General features: G+C 72.2%; 17 protein-coding genes. 9 read left to right on the top strand and 8 right to left on the bottom strand.

Going from position 1 to position 21,398, the window contains the following annotated elements; genetic code table 11:
* Nucleotides 1-2: 2 nt before the first annotated feature.
* The 4 genes from JOE48_RS28520 (at nucleotide 3) to JOE48_RS28505 (ending at nucleotide 7,504) form a co-directional block, all read left to right on the top strand.
* Nucleotides 3-3,281, top strand: coding sequence for a DUF2126 domain-containing protein (locus JOE48_RS28520; protein WP_210034983.1), 3,279 nt, complete (start codon nucleotides 3-5; stop codon nucleotides 3,279-3,281).
* 262 nt (nucleotides 3,282-3,543) lie between these two features.
* Entirely contained in the window at nucleotides 3,544-6,078 is a 2,535-nt protein-coding gene (locus JOE48_RS28515) for a circularly permuted type 2 ATP-grasp protein (protein WP_210034981.1), read from the top strand.
* Between the two features lie 148 nt (nucleotides 6,079-6,226).
* Nucleotides 6,227-7,126, top strand: a complete 900-nt coding sequence (locus JOE48_RS28510; protein WP_210034979.1) for a transglutaminase N-terminal domain-containing protein — start codon at nucleotides 6,227-6,229, stop codon at nucleotides 7,124-7,126.
* Between the two features lie 156 nt (nucleotides 7,127-7,282).
* Nucleotides 7,283-7,504, top strand: a complete 222-nt coding sequence (locus JOE48_RS28505; protein WP_210034976.1) for an antitoxin MazE-like protein — start codon at nucleotides 7,283-7,285, stop codon at nucleotides 7,502-7,504.
* Here JOE48_RS28505 and JOE48_RS28500 read toward each other — a convergent pair.
* From JOE48_RS28500 to JOE48_RS28490, 3 genes are all read right to left on the bottom strand, one after another.
* Nucleotides 7,459-8,070 (bottom strand): pyridoxamine 5'-phosphate oxidase family protein, encoded by a 612-nt coding sequence (locus JOE48_RS28500; protein WP_210034974.1) that lies wholly within the window; start codon nucleotides 8,068-8,070, stop codon nucleotides 7,459-7,461. The genes JOE48_RS28505 and JOE48_RS28500 overlap by 46 nt on opposite strands.
* Before the next feature lie 7 nt (nucleotides 8,071-8,077).
* Nucleotides 8,078-9,781: a lysine--tRNA ligase gene (locus JOE48_RS28495; RefSeq protein WP_210034972.1), complete on the bottom strand. Its 1,704-nt coding sequence runs from the start codon at nucleotides 9,779-9,781 to the stop codon at nucleotides 8,078-8,080.
* Between the two features lie 393 nt (nucleotides 9,782-10,174).
* Nucleotides 10,175-10,972, bottom strand: a complete 798-nt coding sequence (locus JOE48_RS28490) for a transporter substrate-binding domain-containing protein (RefSeq protein WP_312893431.1) — start codon at nucleotides 10,970-10,972, stop codon at nucleotides 10,175-10,177.
* Between the two features lie 198 nt (nucleotides 10,973-11,170).
* Here JOE48_RS28490 and JOE48_RS28485 point away from each other — a divergent pair, with 198 nt between their 5' ends.
* The 4 genes from JOE48_RS28485 to JOE48_RS28465 all read left to right on the top strand — a co-directional run bounded on the left by JOE48_RS28485 (nucleotide 11,171) and on the right by JOE48_RS28465 (nucleotide 15,101).
* A complete protein-coding gene (locus JOE48_RS28485; RefSeq protein WP_210034968.1) occupies nucleotides 11,171-13,087 on the top strand; it encodes a glycosyltransferase family 2 protein in 1,917 nt (638 codons plus the stop codon).
* Between the two features lie 41 nt (nucleotides 13,088-13,128).
* Nucleotides 13,129-13,698, top strand: coding sequence for a hypothetical protein (locus JOE48_RS30635; RefSeq protein WP_245252995.1), 570 nt, complete (start codon nucleotides 13,129-13,131; stop codon nucleotides 13,696-13,698).
* A 90-nt stretch (nucleotides 13,699-13,788) separates the two neighbouring features.
* Entirely contained in the window at nucleotides 13,789-14,685 is an 897-nt protein-coding gene (gene mazG, locus JOE48_RS28470) for a nucleoside triphosphate pyrophosphohydrolase (RefSeq protein WP_210034963.1), read from the top strand.
* A 77-nt stretch (nucleotides 14,686-14,762) separates the two neighbouring features.
* Entirely contained in the window at nucleotides 14,763-15,101 is a 339-nt protein-coding gene (locus tag JOE48_RS28465) for a hypothetical protein (protein WP_210034962.1), read from the top strand.
* Nucleotides 15,102-15,183: 82 nt separating this feature from the next.
* Here JOE48_RS28465 and JOE48_RS28460 read toward each other — a convergent pair whose 3' ends face one another.
* From JOE48_RS28460 to pabB, 5 genes are all read right to left on the bottom strand, one after another.
* Nucleotides 15,184-15,720, bottom strand: coding sequence for a ferritin-like domain-containing protein (locus JOE48_RS28460; RefSeq protein WP_210034958.1), 537 nt, complete (start codon nucleotides 15,718-15,720; stop codon nucleotides 15,184-15,186).
* 494 nt (nucleotides 15,721-16,214) lie between these two features.
* Nucleotides 16,215-16,721 carry a DoxX family protein gene (locus JOE48_RS28455; protein WP_210034956.1) on the bottom strand — a complete coding sequence of 169 codons (507 nt, stop codon included), beginning with the start codon at nucleotides 16,719-16,721 and terminating at the stop codon, nucleotides 16,215-16,217.
* On the bottom strand, nucleotides 16,718-17,569 hold the full coding sequence (locus tag JOE48_RS28450; RefSeq protein ID WP_210034954.1) for an aminotransferase class IV: 852 nt from the start codon (nucleotides 17,567-17,569) through the stop codon (nucleotides 16,718-16,720). Before JOE48_RS28450 ends, JOE48_RS28455 begins: the two co-directional genes overlap by 4 nt.
* Nucleotides 17,556-18,179 (bottom strand): aminodeoxychorismate/anthranilate synthase component II, encoded by a 624-nt coding sequence (locus JOE48_RS28445; protein WP_210034951.1) that lies wholly within the window; start codon nucleotides 18,177-18,179, stop codon nucleotides 17,556-17,558. The genes JOE48_RS28450 and JOE48_RS28445 overlap by 14 nt, the downstream gene beginning before the upstream one ends.
* Nucleotides 18,176-19,552, bottom strand: a complete 1,377-nt coding sequence (pabB, locus tag JOE48_RS28440) for an aminodeoxychorismate synthase component I (protein WP_210034950.1) — start codon at nucleotides 19,550-19,552, stop codon at nucleotides 18,176-18,178. Before pabB ends, JOE48_RS28445 begins: the two co-directional genes overlap by 4 nt.
* Before the next feature lie 371 nt (nucleotides 19,553-19,923).
* Here pabB and rimO point away from each other — a divergent pair, with 371 nt between their 5' ends.
* A complete protein-coding gene (gene rimO, locus JOE48_RS28435) occupies nucleotides 19,924-21,258 on the top strand; it encodes a 30S ribosomal protein S12 methylthiotransferase RimO (protein WP_210034949.1) in 1,335 nt (444 codons plus the stop codon).
* Nucleotides 21,259-21,398: the final 140 nt, after the last annotated feature.

The raw sequence follows: 21,398 nt of genomic DNA, 5'->3' as shown, positions 1-21,398 counted from the left end.
TCGTGTCGATCAAAGCCGCCCTGCACCACGTCACGCATTACCGCTATGACCGGCCGATCAGGCTCGGCCCCCAGGTGATCCGCCTGCGCCCGGCGCCGCACGCGCGCACCAAGGTCCCGGCCTACGCGCTGAAAGTGACGCCCGCCAACCACTTCCTGAACTGGCAGCAGGATCCGAGCGGCAACTGGCTGGCCCGCATCGTCTTCCCGGAGAAGACCGACGAATTGAAGATCGAGGTCGACCTCACCGCCGACATGGCGGTGATCAATCCGTTCGACTTCTTCGTGGAGGATTACGCGCAAACCCGGCCGTTCGCGTACGAGCCCGATCTCTCCGAGGAACTGGCACCCTACCTCGCCCCCGTCGATGCGGATTGCCCCGAGATGGAGGCGCTGCTCGCCCGTCTCCCCGCGGAGCCCAGCACCGTCCAGTTCCTCGTGGCGCTCAACGGGATGATCGCGCGGGAGACCGCCTACGGCGTCCGCATGGAGCCGGGCGTCCAGACCCCCGCCGAGACCCTGCGGCTCAAGAGCGGATCCTGCCGGGATTCCGCGTGGCTGCTCGTGCAGGTGCTGCGCCGGATCGGGCTCGCCGCCCGGTTCGTCTCCGGCTACCTGATCCAGCTCGTGCCCGACACGACCGCGGTCGACGGGCCGACCGGCGCCTCGGCGGACTTCACCGACCTGCATGCCTGGGCCGAGGTCTACCTGCCGGGCGCCGGCTGGGTCGGCATGGACGCGACCTCGGGCCTGCTCACCGGCGAGGGCCACATCCCGCTCGCCGCGACGCCGCACTATCATTCGGCCGCCCCGATCTCGGGGGCGATGGAGCCGGCCAAGACCACCTTCGACTTCGGGATGCGCATCACCCGCGTCGCCGAGACGCCGCGGATCACCAAGCCGTTCTCGGAGGCGGTCTGGGCATCCATGGACGCGCTGGGCGAGCGGGTGGATGCCGATCTGGCCGCGCAGGACGTGCGCCTGACCATGGGCGGCGAGCCGACCTTCGTGTCGGTGGACGATTTCGAATCGCCCGAATGGAACATCGCCGCGGTCGGCCCGACCAAGCGCGGCCGCGCCGACCAGCTGATCCGGCGCCTGCGCGACCGGTTCGGCCCGGGCGGCCTGCTCCATTACGGCCAGGGCAAGTGGTATCCCGGCGAGAGCCTGCCGCGCTGGGCCTTCGGGCTGTACTGGCGCAAGGACGGCCAGCCGATCTGGCGGAACCCGGACCTGATCGCCCCGGAGGCTGCGCCCGGGGAGGCGGGGACAGCCACCATCGCGCAGGCCAAGGCGTTCGCGGACGCTCTGGCCCGCCGCCTCGGCCTTTCCGACTACGTCTTTCCGGCCTTCGAGGATGGCGAACTCTGGGAGAAGAAGATCGCGGAGCTGCCGGTCAACGTCATGCCGGCCGACGCCAAGTCGGGCTCGGCGGAGTTCGATGCCCGGATCAAGCGGGTCTACGCGCGGGGCCTCGGGGAGGCCGCGGGCTACGTCCTTCCGCTCGCGAGCCTGCCCACTGGCAAGGACGGCGATGCCGAAAGGGTCTGGATCTCGGAAAAGTGGGATTTTCGGCGTGGCGCCGCCTTCCTGGTGCCGGGGGACTCGCCCTTGGGCTTCCGCCTGCCCCTGTCGTCGCTGCCCTACGTGCCGCCCGAGCACTATCCCTACTACCAGCCGCAGGACCCCCTGGAGCCGCGCGGGCCGCTCTCCGATGACCCGATGGCCGAGACCGTCGTCAACGGCTCCGGCATCACCGGCGTCGCGGTGCGCACCGCGCTGGCGATCGAGCCGCGGGACGGGGTCGTCCGGGTGTTCATGCCGCCGACCCAGCGCGCCGACGAGTATCTCGAACTCGCCGCCCATCTCGAGGCCGCCGCGGCCGAACTGGCGCTGCCGATCCACATCGAGGGCTACGAGCCGCCCTACGATCCGCGCATCGGCCTGATCAAGGTCACTCCCGATCCGGGCGTGATCGAGGTCAACGTCCACCCGGCCGCCTCCTGGCGGGAGGCGGTCGCCATCACCACCGACCTCTACGCCGAGGCCCGCCAGACCCGGCTCGGCGCGGAAAAGTTCATGACCGACGGGCGCCACACCGGCACCGGCGGCGGCAATCACGTGGTCATGGGCGGCGTCACGCCGGACGATTCCCCGTTCCTGCGCCGGCCCGACCTGCTGAAGAGCCTCGTGCTCTACTGGCAGCGCCACCCCGCGCTCTCGTACCTGTTCTCCGGCCTCTATATCGGCCCGACCAGCCAGGCGCCGCGCATGGACGAGGCCCGCCACGACGGCCTCTACGAGCTGGAGATCGCGCTGGCGCAGGTGCCCGCCCCCGACGCGCCCAACATCCCCCGCTGGCTGGTCGACCGGGTGTTCCGCAATATCCTGGTGGACGTCACCGGCAACACCCACCGCGCCGAGATCTGCATCGACAAGCTGTACTCGCCGGACGGGCCGACCGGGCGCCTCGGCCTGCTGGAGTTCCGGGCCTTCGAGATGCCGCCGGACGCGCGGATGAGCCTCGCGCAGCAATTGCTGCTCCGCGCCCTGGTGGCGTGGCTGTGGCGCGAGCCACAAACCGGTGGTTGTGTCCGCTGGGGCACGAACCTCCACGATCGGTTCATGCTCCCGCATTTCCTCTGGTCCGACTTCCTCTCGGTGCTGGAGGATCTCCGGGCGGCGGGGTACGCTTTCGATCCGGTCGCCTTCGAGGCGCAGGCCCTGTTCCGCTTCCCCGTGTTCGGCACGGTGGAGCACGGCGGGGTCCGGATGGAACTGCGCCAGGCGCTGGAGCCCTGGCACGTGATGGGCGAGGAAGGGACCAGCGGGGGTACCGTGCGCTTCGTCGACAGCTCGGTCGAGCGGCTGCAGGTCAAGGTCGAGGGCTTCGTGCCCGAGCGGCACGTCATCGCCTGCAACGGCCGCCGCCTGCCCATGACCGGCACCGGCAGGGGCGGCGAGGCCGTGGCGGGCCTGCGCTTCAAGGCGTGGCAGCCGGCCTCATCGCTGCATCCGACGATTCCGGCGCATTCGCCGCTGACCTTCGACATCCTCGATGCCTGGAGCGGCCGGTCGCTCGGCGGCTGCCGCTACCACGTCGCCCATCCGGGCGGCCGCAACTACGAGACCCATCCGGTCAACGCCTACGAGGCGGAGGGGCGGCGGCTCGCCCGGTTCCAGCCGCACGGCCACACGCCGGGCCGGGTGGAGATGCCCCGGGCCGAGGCCAGCGCCGAGTTCCCGCTGACCCTCGACCTGCGGATGCCGGCCCCGCAATGATCCACGATGTTCACACATCTGGGTCGGACACCGACGCGGGCGACAGAGCGCGACGCGCCCGCTCCCCCGTGCGGGAGAGGGTTGGGGTGAGGGACGAGAGGCTTCGGGCTCGACGCGCCGGCAGGACGCGCCTCTTTCGGGCAGACCCGATCCCTCACCCTGCCCCTCTCCCGTGCGGGCGAGGGGAGCCGCGCTCCCTTGTGCGGCCGCGTCGCCGTCCACGATGCGTGGATCCGCAAGCCGCAGTGACCGGGGGGCCGTGATGGAGGCGGCGCTCGCCGGAAGCCCCGGCCGAGCCGAGCCGGAGGGCCCGCATGAGCGCGTCGCCCGCTGGACGGCGGGCTATCGCCCCGCCCCCGGCCGGCCGGACGAGTTCCTGGGACCCGACGGCCAGCCCCGCGGGGCGTGGCCGCGCCTGCTCGACCGTCTCGGCGGCCTCACCGAGCCGGAGATCATGGCCCGGTTCGTCGCGGCGGAGCGGCACATCCGGGACGCCGGCATCTCGTTCCGCATCGCCGGCGATCAGCGCGAGCACCCCTGGCCGCTCGGCTGCCTGCCCCTGGTCATCGAGGGGCCCGAATGGGAGGCGCTCAGCGCCGGGATCGTCCAGCGCGCGGAGCTGATGGAGGCGATCCTGGCCGACGCCTACGGCGAGGGCCGCCTGGTCGCCGAGGGGCTGCTGCCGGCCGCGATCGTGGCCGGCACGCCCGAGTTCCTGCACCCGCTTCAGGGCGTCACGCCCCCCGGCGGCCACTACCTGAAGCTCTACGCCGCCGATCTCGGCCGGGGTCCGGACGGACGCTGGCAGGTGCTGGCTGACCGGACCCAGGCGCCCTCGGGCCTGGGCTGGGCGCTCGAGAACCGGATGGTCCTGGCCCGGACCTTCCCGGACTTCTTCCAGGACCTCTATGTCGAACGCCTGCCGACCTTCTTCCAGGCGTTCCGCGACGGGCTTGCGCTGGGTGCCGAGCGTGCGGACCCGCGGATCTGCCTACTGACCTCGGGCCCCTACAGCAGCACCTATGTCGAGCAGGCGGCGCTCGCCCGCTATCTCGGCCTGATGCTGGTGGAGGGCGACGACCTCGTGATGCAGGACGGGCGCCTGCACGTGCGCACCGTCTCCGGCCTGAAGCGCGCCGACGCCCTGTGGCGGCGGATCGACGCCGACTTCCTCGATCCCCTGGAGCTGAACCCGGCCTCGCGGCTCGGCGTGCCCGGCATCCTGGACGCCCTGCGCAATGGCTCCCTGGTGATGGCCAACATGCCGGGCGCGGGGCTCGTCGAATCGGCGGCGCTCGCCCCCTATCTCGACGGCATCGCCCGTCGGGTGCTGGGCGAACCCCTGCGGCTCGGCCATCCGCGCACGTGGTGGTGCGGTGACCTCGAGGGTCTGGCCCACGCTCAGGCCAACCTCGACAGCCTGACCCTGCGCCCGGCCGCCACGCCCCAGCGCGGGGCGGGGCGCGACGCGATCCTGGCGGGCCCGGTCCTGGCGGCCGAGCGGACGCGGGTGGTCGAGGCCCTGCGCGACCGGCCCTTCGACTACGTCGCCCAGGAAGCCGCGCCGCTCTCCACCATGCCGGGCTGGGAGCGCGGCGAGGCCGGCCTCGTCCTGGTGCCCCGCCCCTTCGTGGTCCGTGTCTTCGCCACCCGGACGCCTCTCGGCTGGCAGGTCATGCCGGGCGGCTTCTGCCGCGTGTCCGAGCGCGAGGATGTCGACCCGATCGAGATGCGCCTCGGCATCCGCTCCGCCGATGTCTGGGTCCTGTCCCAGAAGCCGGTCGCCGCGCCGCTGATCGGCTCGCAGGCGGCCCCGCGGGTGCGGCGGGTCGGAGGCCACCTGCCCTCCCGGGCGGCCGACGGCCTGTTCTGGCTCGGCCGCTATCTCGAGCGCGCCGAGGCGGTAATCCGGCTCGTCCTCGCCCATCTCCGCAGCGTCGGGGACGCGGTCGGGGCCGACATCTCGGGCGCCCTCGACACGCCTGCGGCCCTGGCGCTCCGAGCCCTGCTGCACGAGTGGGGCAGCATCGGCGCGGCCGGCCTGCCCACCGCCCGCCTCGCCCAGGAGGCGCTGGCCGGGCGCGAGCGGCCGGGCTCGGCCCGCGCCCATATCGTCTCGGCCCGCCGCAACGCCGCTGCGCTCCGCGCCCGCCTGTCCGGCGAGGCCTGGCGTGTGCTCGCCGACCTGAACGAGTTCCTGTCCCTCGACACCGAGCGCACCTTCACCGAGTCGCAGCTTGCGGGCCGCGCCGAGCGGGCGCTGAGCCACCTCGCGGCGCTCTCCGGCCTGACCCACGAGAACATGAGCCGGGCGGAGGGCTGGCACTTCGTCGAGCTCGGCCGGCGGATCGAGCGGGCGATCAACACCTGCGCCTTCGCGCTGGCCTTCGCCAACGACGAGGCGACCCCGGGCTGTCTCGGGGTGATGCTGTCGCTCTCCGATTCGCAGATCAGCTACGGCCGCCGATACATGCAGGGCGCCGCCCTCGACCCGGTCCGCGACATGGTCCTGCTCGACCCTTACAACCCGCGCTCGATCGCCTTCCAGGCGGAGGCGATCGCCCGCCATCTCGCCGACCTGCCGGCGCTCGCCGCCGACGGCCTCCCCGAGCCGCATTGCCGCCTCGCCGCCCGGATCCTGTCGGATCTGCGCAGCGGCGAGGCCGCCGATTTCGACGCCGTGCGCCTCACCGCGCTCGCGACCGACCTGGAGCGGCTCGCCGACGGGATCGCGGCCCGCTATTTCCCCGCCGGGCCGAACGCGCTTCGCCCCGAGAAGCTGACGGGGCTGGCGTGATGCTGGGTGTCCCTGGCGCTGCCGCCGCGCGGACGATCCGCAGCACGCTGCCAAAGGTCTGCAGGCCGCGCAGGCCGGCCGGCTGCGGCGCGCCTTCGCGCTTGCCGGCGACCGCGGGCGGCGGACGTCGCGATGGACGATCGCCGGGATGATCTACACGCTGCGCCACCGCACGACCTACCGCTACGGCAAGCCGGTGCACTTCGCCCGCTGCACCCTGCGGCTCAAGCCGCAGGATTGCGAGGGCCAGAGCGTGCTGGCGAGCGCCGTCACGATCGACCCGAGCCCGGCCCGCGCGGTGATGCGGCGCGACTATTTCGGCATCGACGCGGTGGCGGTCACGCTGGAGACGCCCCACACCACCTTCAGCGTCGAGGCGCTGTCCACCGTGCGGGTCGAGCGTCCCGCCCCGCCGCCGCCGGAAGCCGGGATGTCCTGGGAACGGGTCCGCGACGCCGTGGTCGCCGGTCGGGACCTCGGCGGCCGCGCGCCGGTGCACTTCCTGTTCCCGAGCGGCCGGGTTCCGCTGCTCTCCGCGGTGACCGACTACGCGCGGCCGAGCTTCTCGCCCGGCCGCAGCGCCTACGGAGCGGCGCACGACCTGATGCTGCGCATCGGCCAGGATTTCCGCTTCGATTCCCGGGCCACCAACGTCTACACGCCGCTCGCCGAGTCCTTCGCGCTGCGGGCCGGGGTCTGCCAGGACTTCGCCCACGTGATGATCGCCGCCCTGCGCGGCATGGGCCTGCCGGCGGCCTATGTCAGCGGCTATCTCCGGACCGTGCCGCCGCCGGGCCGCCCGCGCCTGCGCGGGGCGGATGCGAGTCACGCCTGGGTGGCGGTCTGGTGCGGCGACGGCTGGCTCGGCCTCGACCCGACCAACAGCGTGGCGGTGCGGGACGACCACATCGTGGTTGCGCGCGGCCGGGACTACGGCGACGTGGCGCCGGTCGACGGCATCGTCAGCGGCTCGGGCAAGCAGCGCCTCAAGGTCGAAGTGGATGTCATCCCCGACACCGAGACGCAGGATCTCGCACTGGTCGGGTGAGGTGGCGCTCCGTCATCGCGGGCGCAGCGAATCGACCCAGGGCGGGACATCGGTGGACGTGGCGCCACGGGTTTGTTCGCTACGCTCGCAAGGACGGGGGTGTTCGGAATTCCTGCCCGTCTTGACGTTCGTCGTCCGGTCGCCTCACCGGTTGCCATGACGGAGACCGAGACGCCGATGGTCACGCCGATCGCGCCGAAAACCTGGGAGCCTCACGACACGAGCCAGCCGGGCTTTGCCGCGGAATGCCGGCGCCAGTCGCTGCTGGTCGCGCAAGTCGAGGCGGCCGACGACGCCTTCCTCGACGCCGCCCTCGCCGAGCTCGACGAGCCTCACCACAGCGTCTTGGCCGCCCGCTCCGGCCATTCCGCGTCGTAACGCTGGCCGCCGACCGCGCCCGCGGTGAGCGCCGCCAGGATCGCCCCCGGGCTCGGCAGGCTCGCCGGATCGATGTGGGCTTCGGGATCCCACAGTCGCGCCCGGATGATCGCCCTTGCACACTGGAAGTAGATCTCCGCCACCGTGATCACGATTGCAGTGCGCGGCGGATGGCCATCGACGCTGAAGGACGCGAGCAGGTCCGGATCGGCCGAGATCACCGCCTGTCCGTTCACCCGCAGCGTCGTGCCCGAGCCGGGGATCAGGAACAGCAGCGCGACCCGGGGATCACGCACGATGTTGCGCAAGGAATCGATCCGGTTGTTGCCGCGCCGGTCCGGCAGGATCAGCGTGCGCGGATCGGCGATCCGCACGAAGCCCGGCCGGTCCCCGCGGGGGCTGCAATCCAGCCCGTCCGGGCCGGAGGTCGCCAGCACCGCGAAGGGCGCGGCCGCGATCAGCGCCGCGTAGTCCGGCGTGATCGAGGCCGCCACCTTCACCGTGGAGGCAGGCGCCAGGGACGCGCGGTAGATCGCCTCCAATGCGGCGAGGCTGTCGACGATCATCGCGCGCTCACGCGACCGAAGCCTTGCCGGCCGCGAAGGCCGCATGCTCGGCCACCAGCGCCCCCGACAGGGCTGAGGCGATCAGGCCCCGGGTCTCGTCGACGCCGTAGAGCGCCACGAACGAGCCGAATCGGGGGCCGCGCGCCTCGCCGAACAGCACGTTGTAGAGGCTCGTGAACCACGCCTGCGACACGCCGGGCCGCCCGTCCGGGCTCTTGGCCTTGCCGGACGTGTCGGGGAAGTGGCGCCGGCCGACCTCGTAGACCGCCGCCTGCAGGGCCTCCGGATCGGTGGAGCCGGCATGCTCGGCCAGCGTCTCCGACAGGTCCTCCAGGGCGGCCCGCTCCTCCGGGGTCGGCGCCCGGTAGGTCTTGGCCGGCCGCACAAAGTCCGAAAAGTACGTCAGCGCGTGCTTCACCAGCCGGTCGTGGCCCGGATGGGTCTCCGGCCCTGTCCGCGGCGCGTAGCGGCGGATGAAGCCCCACAGCACCGCCGGATCCTCGGTGTTGGCGACCGCGGCGAGGTTGAGCAGCATCGCGAAGGTCAGGCTCGCGCCCTCGACCCGCTCGGGCTCCGGCGGGTTGCCGGCGTGGAGGTGCCAGACCGGGTTGCCGAGCCGCAGCTTCGCGTCCTGGCCGGCGTAGCGGTCGAGGAAGCCGATATACTCGTCGACGTGCCGGGGGATCACGTCGAAGAACAGGCGCTTGGCTTCACGGGGCTTGCTGTACATGAACAGGCTCAAGGATTCCGGCGTGCCGTACTTGAGCCAGTCGTCGATCGTCAGGCCGTTGCCCTTCGACTTCGAGATCTTCTGGCCCTTCTCGTCCAGGAACAGCTCGTAATTGAAGCCCTCCGGCGGCTCGCCGCCGAGCGCCCGGGCGATCTTGGCCGAGAGCTTGACCGAGTCGATCAGATCCTTGCCGGCCATCTCGTAATCGACGCCGAGCGCCACCCAGCGCATCGCCCAGTCGGGCTTCCATTGCAGCTTGGCGTGGCCGCCGGTCACCGGGGTCTCGTACCGCTCGCCCGTGGCGGGATCGCGCCATACGATCGTGCCGCTCTCGGCCTTCACCTCGTCGATCGGCACCTGCATCACGTGGCCGGTGACCGGGTGGAGCGGCAGGAACGGCGAGTAGCTCGCCGAGCGCTCCGCGCGCAGCGACGGCAGCATGATCTCCATCACGGAATCGTAGCGCTCCAGCACGCGCAGCAGCGTCGCGTCGAACACGCCCGCGCGGTAGCACTCGGTCGCCGAGCGGAACTCGTAACTGAACCCGAACGCGTCGAGGAAGCGGCGCAACTCGGCGTTGTTGTGCGCCCCGAAGCTGTCATGGGTGCCGAACGGGTCCGGCACGCGGGTGAGCGGCTGGTTCAGATGGTCGGCCAGCATCTCCCGGTTCGGGACGTTGTCGGGGACCTTGCGCAGCCCGTCCATGTCGTCCGAGAAGGCGATCAGCCGGGTGGGCACCGCGTCGCGGGTGAGCACCCGGAAGGCGTGCCGGACCATGGAGGTGCGGGCAACCTCCCCGAACGTGCCGATATGCGGCAGGCCCGAGGGGCCGTAGCCGGTCTCGAACAGCACCTCGGTCTTGCCGGATTTCTCCAGCCGCGCCACGAGCTTGCGCGCCTCCTCGAAGGGCCAGGCGGCGGCGTTGGCGGCGGCCTCGATGGTGTCGGCGTCGAGGATCAGGGCTGGCGGAGCGGCTGGCATGTCGTCGGGAATGATCTTCGGGGCTGAACGCGAATGGGGAGCGCGCACCCTAGAGCGGTTCGCATCGGAGCGGAACGCCCAGATGGGCAACCGGCGTCGCTATTGCCCGCAGCGATGTGGGTGCGGAAGGTCGGCGGCCTCAGACACGTGACCGACGCGCACTGTGTCGAATGCCCAGTACGACGACCTCATCTGCGCGGACGCGGCACGTGATCGCGTATGGGCAAGGACGCACGACGAGGCGCCGAATACCGGGCCGTGCGGTCATTCTGAAGGTCCGGGGACAGGTCGCGCGCCCTCGCCACGACCTTCTCGAGCAGATCCGTTATGGTGCCATCCGACAGCCGAAGCCCGGCGGGCAGGATTCCGGATTCCCGCTGGCGATGAGAGCCCTCAGAACGGGCTCACCGGGAAGAACCGCAGGTACAGCTCGGTGTACTTGCCGTCGTCCCAGACCCGCTGGAGCGCGTCGTCCAGCGCCCGGGACAGGGCCGCGTCCTCCTGGCGGGTGATCAGGCCGATGCCCTCGCCGAAGTAGCGGTTCTCCAAGTAGTCGCCGCCGGTCAGCGCGCAGCACGTCTCCGCGTCCTGGCCGCCGACATAGAGGGCGAGGTTCAGGCCGTCGGCGAAGAGGTAGTCGATCTCGCCGCGCTTGAGCGCGCCCTCGGCCGCCGTGAGGTCGGTGAAGTCCTTCGGGACGGCTTTCGGGAAGAACGCCTTGAGGTAGGCCGCATGCGCGCTGCCGGCGATCACGCCGACGCTGCGCCCGGCGAGGGCCGCCGCCGAGGGAACCGGCAGGCCCTTGTCGGTCCGGGCCGCGAAGCGCGCCGGCCAGCGGAAATACGGCCGCGTCGCCAGGAATTTCTCCCGCAGCGTCGCCGTCAGGGGAATGGCGGCCGCGACCACGTCGCCCTGCCGGCTGTCGAGGGCGTCGAGTAGGGTGTCGAAGCGGCGCGCCTGCACCGTGCAGGTGATCGTCAGCTTCTCGCAGACGGCCCGCGCGAGTTCGACCACGAAGCCCGTCGGGTTGCCGTCGGGGCCGGCGAAATGCAGCGGCGGGAACTCGTCGTCCGTGAGGAAGCGGACCGCCCGGCCGGTCTGCGGCGCCTCGATCCGCTCGCCCCGGCTGCGCGGGTTCCAGAAATCCGGCACCGTGACGACGGGGGTGGCGGCGGGCGCGGCCTGGGGCACGTTCGGCGCCGCGGCGCCAGCGGGCGGCGGCCAGAGGAGCGCGGCGGCGAGCGCGGCCACCGCGAAGCGGAATGGGATGCCTGTCCTATCGCCTCTTGACGATCGGGAGGGGGTGGTGCTCCTCTCGGAGCGTGGGGGCGGGGACTGGCTCACCCCCCTCCTCTACCACGACCTGGGGCCACCGGGGGAGCGCACGGCGTGTCGTTCCAGCGCCCGCCCGCGCGACAGGCAACACTGCCGCCGGAGATCGCCTTCCTGCAGGCCGAGGGCGTCGACGGCCGGTTGCTCGCACGGGCCGCCGCCGACGCGGCCGAGGCCGGGACCGACGCGGCGACCGCCCTGCTCCAGGCCGGCCTGATGGCGGAGGGCGCCTATTACCGGGCCCTGGCCCGGGCGCTCGACGCTCCCTACCTCGACGGGCCGATTCCGTTCGGCCTGGGCCTGCGCTTCCCCGACAGCGTGGTGGCCGGTCTCGCGCCGCTGGCGCCCGGGGCGGTGGCGCCCTGCGTGCTGGCGCCCCGCGGGCGGATGATCGCGGACCTCCTCGACGGCCCGCGCCGGGCGGCCATGCCGGCAATCGCCAGCCCGACACGTCTGCGCGAGGCCGTGTTCGCCGCAATCCCCGAGCAGGTGGCGGATTATGCGTCGCACGAGCTGCGGCGGCGCGCGCCCGAGCGGGCCACCGCGCGCGAGCCGGCTTTCTGGTGGCTGCTGGTCCTCGGTCTCGGGCTCACCGCAGCGCTCTGCCTGTGCGCGGCGCTCCCGGCGTGGCTCGCCCGGACGGCGATGCTGGTGGTGCAGAGCCTGTTCCTGGCCATGGCGAGCTTCCGGCTCGCCGCCCTGGCCATCGCGGCCCCGGTGGCCGCGGACGCGACGGTGCCGCTCGCCGATGCGAATCTGCCGGTCTACACGGTGCTGGTCCCGCTCCGACGCGAGGCGGCGGTGGTGCCGCACCTGCTCAAGGCCCTGTCCGCCCTCGATTATCCGGCGGCCAAGCTCGACATCAAGCTGCTGCTGGAGGCGGACGATCCGGAGACCGGACCGGCCCTCACCCGGATCCCGCTGCCGGCGCGGTTCGAGGTGATCACGGTGCCGCCCGGCGGCCCGCGCACCAAGCCGCGGGCCCTCAACGCGGCGCTGCCGCTCGCCCGCGGCGCCCTGCTGACCGTCTACGACGCCGAGGACGCGCCCGATCCCGGGCAATTGCGGCTGGCGGCCACTCTGTTCGCGCGCCTGCCCGAGCACGTCGCCTGCCTCCAGGGGCGGCTCGTGATCGACAATCCCGGCGATTCCCGGCTCGCCCGCGCTTTCGCCCTCGAATATGCCGGCCTGTTCGACGTGCTGAACCCGGCGCTGGCGCGGTGCGGCCTGCCGGTACCCCTCGGCGGAACCTCCATGCACCTGCGCATCGACGTGCTGCGGGCGCTGAACGGGTGGGATCCGTTCAACGTCACCGAGGATGCCGATCTCGGGATCCGCCTGGCGCTGGCGGGCTACACCGTCGGCGACCTGCCGAGCCCCACCTTCGAGGAGGCGCCGGCCCGGCTCGCCCCCTGGCTCGCACAGCGCACCCGCTGGTTGAAGGGCCTGATCCAGACCAGCCTGACCCACGGCCGCCGGCCGCTCGCCAACGCGCGCAGCCTCGGCGGACTGGAGACGCTCTGCGCCGCCGCGCTGGTGCCGGGCACGGTCGCGTCGGCGCTCGCCTATCCGGCCTGCCTCGCCGCGGCGGCCTGGGACTTCCTGGTCCTGGACATCGCGGCGGCGCCCGCCTTCCTCGACAACCTCCCGACGGGTCTCGCAATCACGCTGTTCGGGACGGGTCTCGCGGCGCTGATCCTGCCGGCCCTGCTCGGCTGCGCCCGGCGCGGCTGGGGCGACCTCGCCCGGTCGTCTGTCTGGATGCCGCTCTACTTCCTGCTGATCAGCCTCGCCGCCTGGCTGGCGCTGGCCGAGCTGCTCCGCGCCCCGGAACGCTGGAACAAGACCCGGCACGGCCTGGCGCGGACCTCGCGCAGGGGCCGGGTGCATCGGCCCGCAGGCGCGCCCGGCGCCCTGCGACATTTGGATTCGGCCGGCGGCGGGCGCGGGGCCGGGGAACGCGACTTCTCCTGATCTGGATCAGCCCGGTCGGCCGGGGCTCCCGCCAGCCTCGAGTGTCGGACGTCGCCCGCGCTGCGGTGGCCGGTCCTTCTCCACAGGGTGGAGCGAGCGATGCCGCCTATCAACTCCGACGCACCCTGGAGCACGCGGACGGCCACTCGGGCCTCGCCTTCACCTGCGACAGCCTGGAGGCCGCCGACGCGGACGCCGCGATCCTCAAGGCTCGGGACCTCTGCCGCGAGGCCGCCGGCATGCTGCTGGCCGGGGCGGATCCTGTGGTCGTTCAGCCTGGCGCTGGCCCGGGAGCCGCTCGGCGTTCGACCCACGCGCTGAGTCCGGACGCAACGCACGGAGGCCTCGCGCCGTTGTCGGTTGATGGCGCATTCTCAATGGCAACGATCGCAATCCTGATCGGCACGCAGGCCGGCGCCCGGCTGCTGGCCGCCGCCTCGGAGCGGGAGGCGGCCCTCTCGGCCGAGGCCTTCCTGCTGCGCCTGCCGATCCGAACCCTCCCGGCCCCGCTCTGGGTCCAGTGCGCCGACCCGGCGGTCAGCGGACGTCTCACCGCCTATCTCAACGGCCTGCAGGACGAACAGGTGCGCGAGCGCGACGCCCGGGTCTGATCGGGCTCCCGCGCGCACGGATTCCCCTTTGGCCCGCCATGGTCTAACGCCCGGGGCGTGAGCGACGCACGCGACGAGGGACGATCCGGCATGATCGAGGCGACCGCCGGATTGGTGTCCCAGAAGCCTTCTGATCAGCCTTCCGAGGAGCCGTCCGGGGAGGCACCGCTGCACAGGCTCCTGCGCCTGATGGCGATCTTGCGCGACCCCGTCCGCGGCTGCCCCTGGGACGTGGCGCAGACACCCGCGACCATCGTGCCCTACACGATCGAGGAGGCCTACGAGGTCGCCGACGCGGTGGCGCGCGGCGATCGCGACGACCTGCGCGACGAACTCGGCGACCTGCTGCTCCAGGTGGTGTTCCAGGCGCAGATGGCCGAGGAGGCCGGCGCCTTCGCGTTCGACGACGTGGCGCGGGCGATCGGCGACAAGCTGGTCCGCCGCCATCCGCACGTCTTCGACCGGGACGGGCAGCCCCTGCCCGCGGGCTCCCCGCTGCGCGATCCGGCGCAGGTCGAGGCGCAATGGGCGGCGATCAAGGCGCAGGAGCGGGCGCACCGGTCCGCGGCACCCGGCGCACCGGATCCGCTCGGCGGCGTCGCCCGCGCGCTCCCGGCCCTCGCCCGGGCGGAGAAGATCTCCCGGCGGGCGGCGGCCTACGGCTTCGACTGGGACAACGCCGTGCAGGTCGTCGACAAGGTCCGCGAGGAGACCGACGAGGTCGCCGAAGCCCTGGAGGCGGGCGACCCGCAGGCCCTCGCGGAGGAGATCGGCGATCTCCTGTTCTCGGTGGCCAACCTCGCCCGGCATGCCGGGATCGACCCCGAGACGGCCCTGCGCGACGGCACCGCCAAGTTCGAGCGCCGCTTCGCCGCGATGGCGGGGCAGCTGCGGGCGGCGGGCGGCGAACTCGGCCGCTCGGACCTCGCCGCCATGGAGGCGGCCTGGCAGGCGGCCAAACGGGACGAGGCGACCCACAAGACGTGAGCGGGCGCGGCGATCGCCCGCGCGGGGGCCTGCTCTCAAGGGCTCGACAGGCGGCGTTCGGCGGATATGTTCCGCGCATGCGCCCAACCCTGCCCATCCTCACGACGCTTGCCGCCCTCTCCGCCCTGGCGTCGCTATCCCGGCCCGCCGCGGCCGAGACGATCGTCAAGGAGCGCTTCGGCTGCCACACCCAGGAGGTCACGGACCGCCTGTTCAAGCTGGTCATGGCCGGCGACGAGGAGGGGTTCGGGCAGCTGCTGCGTGTCAGTCTCGCCAGCGGCGAATGCCGGTCCTGGAAGCTCGGCGAGGAGGTCCGGTTGGAATCCCGCACGATGACCTACGGTTGCCTCACCCTGACGGACAGCCAGGATCGCTGCTACTGGACACCGCTCAGCGCGATCGAGAAGGCGGGCTGAGCCTTCGCGTTCCGCCCGGACGGCCGATGTCGGGATCGGCGCGATCCGGCACCGCCGCGGCGGTGCCGGCCGGATGGTGCGCTCAGGCGGCCTTCTTCGAGCCCTTGCCCTTCGGACCCTCGGCATCCTCGGGATCGCCGGCGGCGTTGATCGACTCGGCGATCTTGGAGAGCAGGGCGTCGGTCTTCTTCTCCTCCTGCAGGGTCTCGTCCAGCAGCTTGGCGGCCTCGCCGTAGCCGAGCTGGCCGGCCCAGGTCTTCAGGGTGCCGTAGCGGCTGATCTCGTAATGCTCCACCGCCTGGGCGCAGGCGGCCAGCACCGCGTCGGCGGCCGGGCTGCCCTCGAAATCCTCGAGATCCTCCTCCATCTCGGAGACGATGCCCTGCATGGCCTCGCAGGTCTTCGCGCGGGCGGGCTTCCCGATGATCTCGAAGACCTGCGTCAGGCGCTCCACCTGCTGGGCGCTCTCCTCGGCATGAGTCTCGAAGGCTTGGCGCAGCTCCGCGTGCTCCGCGGACTTGGCGGACTTCTTGAGGGCCTTCACGGATTGCTTCTCGGCGTAATAGACGTCCTTCAGCGTCTCGTAGAAGGCGTCGTGCAGCGTCTTCTGCTTGGCCATGGGGGTCTCTGTCTCCATCGAGGGCCGCAGGCGATTGCGCGGCGTCCGGACGGGGAACGCGGGTCCTGCCGGTCGTATCCGGACGATATCTTCGCCCTGTGGAGGAACCTTTCGCAGCTCGGGTGCCGTCCCGTCCGAGCGCGATTTCCGGCCCAGCCCGACGCGCGCCGGTTCGGATCCGGCGGACCCGGCCGGCTTGAGCCCCGACGGCTTGAGCCCCGACGGCTTGGGACCCGCCGGCTTGGGGCCGGCCGGCTTGGGCCGCAGGCGGTCGAGAACGGTCTCGAGGGCGCGCTCGACCGCATCGCGGTCCGGCAGGGTATCCGGGAGCGGCGGGCGGGTTCGGCCCGGATCGCGGCGCCTGGTCATGGAATCCGCCCGTATCGGGGCCACGCGGCCCGGTATTCCGGCGCACGCGGCAGCTGGCGGGCAGTCTATCGCCCGGATCACAGGATCAAAGCCTGCCGTGATCCCGGGATCCCAGGATCCTGTGATCAAGGTTCCTGGATCGTTGCTGGCCGGTCGCGCGGGCCGGCCCCGCCGGCCGGCGGAGCATCCACGGATGTCTTGGCGCCTGCTCCGAACGACCGCCCGCGCCGGCGGAACGGCCAGTCGATCAGACCGCCGGCCCAGAGCGCCGCCCAGACGAAGACCGGCTGAAACGCCAGGCGCGGGCCGTGGTACCACCAGGAATCCGGAATGCCGTCGATATGGACATGCGCGAAGGCGTGTTTGAGGTTGGCCGGGTAGACGCAGACCGCGTAGAGGGCGAGGCCGGTCGCGGCCGCGCGCCGGAACCGGCGGGTCAGGAGGCCGGCGGCGCCGGCGATCTCGCACAGGCCGGTCGCCAGGATGACCAGCCGCGGTGCCGGCACCCAGCCGGGCATCAGCGGCAGCATCGCGTCGGTCGCCGCGAGGTGCACGATCCCGATGACGGCGTAAAGGGCCGCGAGCCCGTAGCGGAGCCGGCGACGGCCCGTCGCATTCGCCGGATCGGTCACGCGACGACGTCCGCCGCCACGCCGCAGGAAGCGGCTACCGAGGCCGTGAGCGCCGCTCTCAGGCAGGCCACCGCCGGGTGCCGGGCGCTGGCGAAGGCCTTGTCGCCGATCGCCGTCACGGGGGCCAGGAGCCGGAGGGAATTGGTCAGGACCACGGCCTCGGCCGCGCGCCATTCCGACAGGCTGAGCGACCGCTCCTCGGCCCGCAGCCCGCATCCGGCGGCGAGGCCCAGGATCTCGGCCCGGACGATGCCCGCCAGCACACCGTCGGTGAGCGGCGGCGTCACCAGACTCTGCCCGAACAGCGCGAACAGGTTGCCGGTGCCCGCGCAGGCGACGTGCCCCCGCGTGTTGCAGAACAGCGCCTCGTCGAAGCCCGCCGCGGCGGCCTCCCGGGCGGCCAGCACCGCGTCGAGGTAGCCGAGCGTCTTCAGCCGGACGGCCGGCGAGGTCTCGTTGCGGGCGATCGGCGTCGGCCACAGGCGCAGGGGCGCGAAGGCCGCGCTCGGGGCGCTCGCCGCCGCGGTGGCGAAGAGCGTCGGGCTCGGATCGTCCGGCGGCTTCAGGCCGCGCGGGCCGGAGCCGCGGGTGAGGGTGGTGCGGATCGCCAGCCGCGTCCCCTGCCCCGCCAGCGCCCGCATCGCGGCGCTGATCCGCTCCGGCTCGGCGGGGATCCCCAGCCTGTCGGCCGAGGCCACGAGCCGGGCGATATGCGCGTCCTCGAAGGCGACGCGGCCGCCGAGGGCGAGCGCCGTGTCGAACAGGCCGTCGCCCAGCGTCAGGCCGCGGTCGGTGAGGTCGAGCGGGGCGGTCGTCCCGGGGACGATCGTGCCGTCACGCCACAGCATCGCGCGGCCCTGCCTGCCGGCCGCGCCGCTCCCGCCATGCGCGGGCCAGTCGCAAAAAATTGGCGAACAGGGCGTGGCCGCCCTCGGTCAGCACCGATTCCGGATGGAACTGGATGCCGTAGGTCGGATGGGTCCGGTGCGAGAGCGCCATCACCTCGCCCTCCTGCGAGACCGCGTCGACCGAGAGATGCGTCTCCATGTCGGGGCCGGGCGTCACCACCAACGAATGGTAGCGCCCCACCGGCATCGGCGCCGGCAGCCCGGCGAACAGCCGCTCGCCGGCATGAGCGATCGGCGTCATCTGTCCGTGAAGCGGGCGCTGCGCCCGCACGACCGTGCCGCCGAAAGCCGCGCCGATCGCCTGATGGCCGAGGCAGACCCCGAGGATCGGCACCGCCCCCGACAGGTCGCGGATCGCCGGGAGCGAGATCCCGGCCTCCGCGGGTGTGCAGGGGCCGGGGGAGACCACCAGGGCCTCGGGCGCCAGCGCCCGGATGCCGGCGACGTCGAGGGCGTCGTTGCGCACGACCCGGACCTCTTCCCCCAGCTCCTCCAGGTAGCGGACGACGTTGAAGACGAACGAGTCGTAATTGTCGAGGACGAGGATCATGCGAAGGCCTCGAACACGCGCTCGGCCTTGGCCAGGGTCTCGTCGTATTCCGGGCCGGGCTCCGACAGCAGGGTCACGCCGCCGCCGGCCTGCAGGACGGCCTGGTGATCGTCCATGAACACCGTGCGGATCGCGATCGAGGTGTCGAGCGCCCCGTCGAAGCCGATCCGGCCGATGGCGCCGCAATAGAGCTCCCGGGCGTCGCCCTCGATCTCCGTGATGATGTCCATGGCACGGATCTTCGGCGCGCCGGTGATCGAGCCCCCGGGAAAGGTCCCTTCCAGGAGGTCGAGGGCGTCGAGCCCGTCGCGGAGGTCTCCGGTCACCACCGACACCAGATGGTGGACGCCCGCGTAGGTCTCCAGCCCGCACAGGGTGGGCACGGCGACGCTGCCCGGCGCGCAGACCCGGGACAGGTCGTTGCGCAGCAGGTCGACGATCATGACGTTCTCGGCCCGCTCCTTGACGGAGGCCAGCAGCGCCTCGGCCGCCGCCCGGTCGGCCGCCGGATCGTCGAGGCGGCGGGCGGTACCCTTGATCGGGCGCGTCTCCACGTGCCGGCCATCCAGCCGGATGAAGCGCTCGGGCGAGGAGGAGGCGACCGTCAGTCCCTCCATCTCCAGATACGCCCCGAACGTCGCCGGATTGGTCTCGCGCAGGCGGCGATAGAGCGCGAACGGGTCGAAGCCGGCCGGCAGGTCGGCGCTGAAGCGCTGGGCGATGTTGGCCTGATAGATGTCCCCCGCCCGGATGTAGGCGCGGACCTTTTCAACCGCATTCTCATAGCTTTGCCGATCGAAGTTCGAGCGCCACGTGAGCGTCTCGCCATTGCCTGACAGCGGCGGAGGCGGGGCTGTGTCGGCGCCGAGCAGGTCGGCGAACCGGGCGAGCTGCGCCTCGGCGCGGACCTGCCGCGGGCCCGGCTCGGTCTCGGGAAAGCCGGTGCCGACGAGGCGGGCGGAGCCGGCGGCATGGTCGATCACCAGGGCCGTGTCGTACAGGTTCAGGGCGATGTCGTCGGTCAGCCCCGCCCGACGGGCCGGCACCGCGACCCGCTCCAAAGCCGCGCCGAGATCGTAGGCGAGGTAGCCGATTGCCCCGCCCGGGAAGGGGTTCTCGGGGCTGGGTTCGATCCGATAGGGCGCAAGGCAGGCGCGCAGCGCCGCGAAGGGGCCGCCCGGCACCGGCTCGCCGTCCAGGGTCGCGCGCCCGTCCCGGAAGCGGAAGCGCGCGAACGGGTCGGCGGCCACGATCGAATGGCGCCCGAGCGGGTCGTGCCGCATGGCGCTGTCGAGGAAGGCGAGCCCCGGCAGGCGCCGCAACCGGGCGGCGGCCGCGACGGGATCGATGAAGGGGATCTCTCGGGTCCACATGACCGGGTTCGGGGCTGATGTCCTTGAAGGGCGCGCGCACGCTGCCGTCGCACAGCCGATGCCGCGGGGGAAGCGGCAGTTCCACGCAGGCATCGCCGTGCGGCCCGCACGGGCTCGGCCCGCGGCGCCGGCTGGCGCCGCCGCGTCTTGATGTGTGGTGTCAGGGTCAGCCGGTAAAGGCTTGGCCAACAGCCAAGTTTGCCGATGGCTGGCAGCCTCGCGCGCGGGGCCGGGCACCCCTGCGGCGGCTGGTCTCGCGCCGGCCAGCGGGAACCGCTATAGGAACCCCTCCCGAATTCTCGTCCTCGCGTTCCGTGTGACTGTCCCACAGGCCACGCGCGCGGGCGGCGTCCGACCCGTCGAATGCGCCCATGACCGCCACACCTGCCCCCCAGGCCTCGGCCCCCAAGATCTCCTTCGTCTCGCTCGGCTGCCCGAAGGCGCTGGTCGATTCCGAGCGGATCCTCACCCATCTGCGCGCCGAGGGCTACGAGCTGGCCCGCCGGCACGACGGCGCCGACGTGGTGATCGTCAACACCTGCGGCTTCCTCGATTCGGCCAAGGCGGAATCGCTCGCGGCGATCGGCGAGGCCATGGCGGAGAACGGCCGGGTGATCGTCACCGGCTGCATGGGCGCGCAGCCGGAGGAGATCCGCGAGAAGTATCCGGATCTCCTGGCGGTGACCGGGCCCCAGGCCTACGAGTCCGTGGTGGCGGCCGTCCACGAGGCTGTGCCGCCGGCCCACTATCCGTTCCTCGATCTCGTGCCGCCGCAGGGGATCAAGCTCACCCCGCGCCACTACGCCTATCTGAAGATCTCGGAGGGGTGCAGCAACCGCTGCAGCTTCTGCATCATCCCGTCGTTGCGAGGAAACCTCGTCAGCCGCCCAGCCGCCGACGTGCTGCGCGAGGCGGAAAAACTGGTCAAGGCCGGCGTGAAGGAGCTGCTGGTCGTCAGCCAGGACACCAGCGCCTACGGCGTCGACATCCGCTATGCCGAGAGCCCGTGGCAGGACCGCCAGGTCCGCGCGAAGTTCTACGACCTGACCCGGGAACTCGGCGCGCTCGGGGCCTGGGTGCGGCTCCACTACGTCTACCCCTACCCCCACGTGGACGAGGTCATCCCGCTGATGGCCGAGGGCAAGGTGCTGCCCTATCTCGACATGCCGCTCCAGCACGCGAGCCCGTCGGTGCTCAAGCGCATGCGCCGCCCCGGCAACCAGGAGCGCCAGCTCGACCGGATCCGCAGCTGGCGGCAGATCTGCCCGGACCTCGCGATCCGCTCGACCTTCATCGTCGGCTTCCCCGGCGAGACCGAAGCCGAGTTCGAGGAGCTTCTGGGTTGGCTGCAGGAGGCCAAACTCGATCGCGTCGGCTGCTTCGAATACGAGCCGGTGGCGGGCGCCACCGCCAACGCGCTGGGCGACCTCGTGCCGCCGGACGTGAAGGCCGAGCGCAAGCGCCGGTTCATGGAGACTCAGAACGGCATCGCGCTCCGCCTGCAGCGGGCCAAGGTCGGCAAGCGGCTGCCGATCATCGTCGATTCCGTCGAGGGTGGGGTTGCCAAGGGCCGGTCCAAGGCCGACGCGCCGGAGATCGACGGCACTGTCCACGCCGCCTTCCGGCGCCCGGTGCGGGTCGGCGACATCGTCACAGTGAAGATCGACCGGGCCGAGGCCTACGACCTCTACGGCAGCGTCGCCTGAGGCGGAACACCGTCTTTGCGAGCGCAGCGAAGCGACCCAGCTGGCGCTACGCTTACCGACGTCGCGCTGCCCTGGGTCGCTTCGCTGCGCTCGCGATGACGGGCGCGGACCGGACTCCTGTTGAGCCCTGTCCGGCGTGG

Source organism: Methylobacterium sp. PvR107 (assembly GCF_017833295.1).
Lineage (GTDB): Bacteria > Pseudomonadota > Alphaproteobacteria > Rhizobiales > Beijerinckiaceae > Methylobacterium.
The sequence above is the reverse complement of the archived record's forward strand: the minus strand, read 5'-3'. Positions and strand labels throughout refer to the sequence as shown.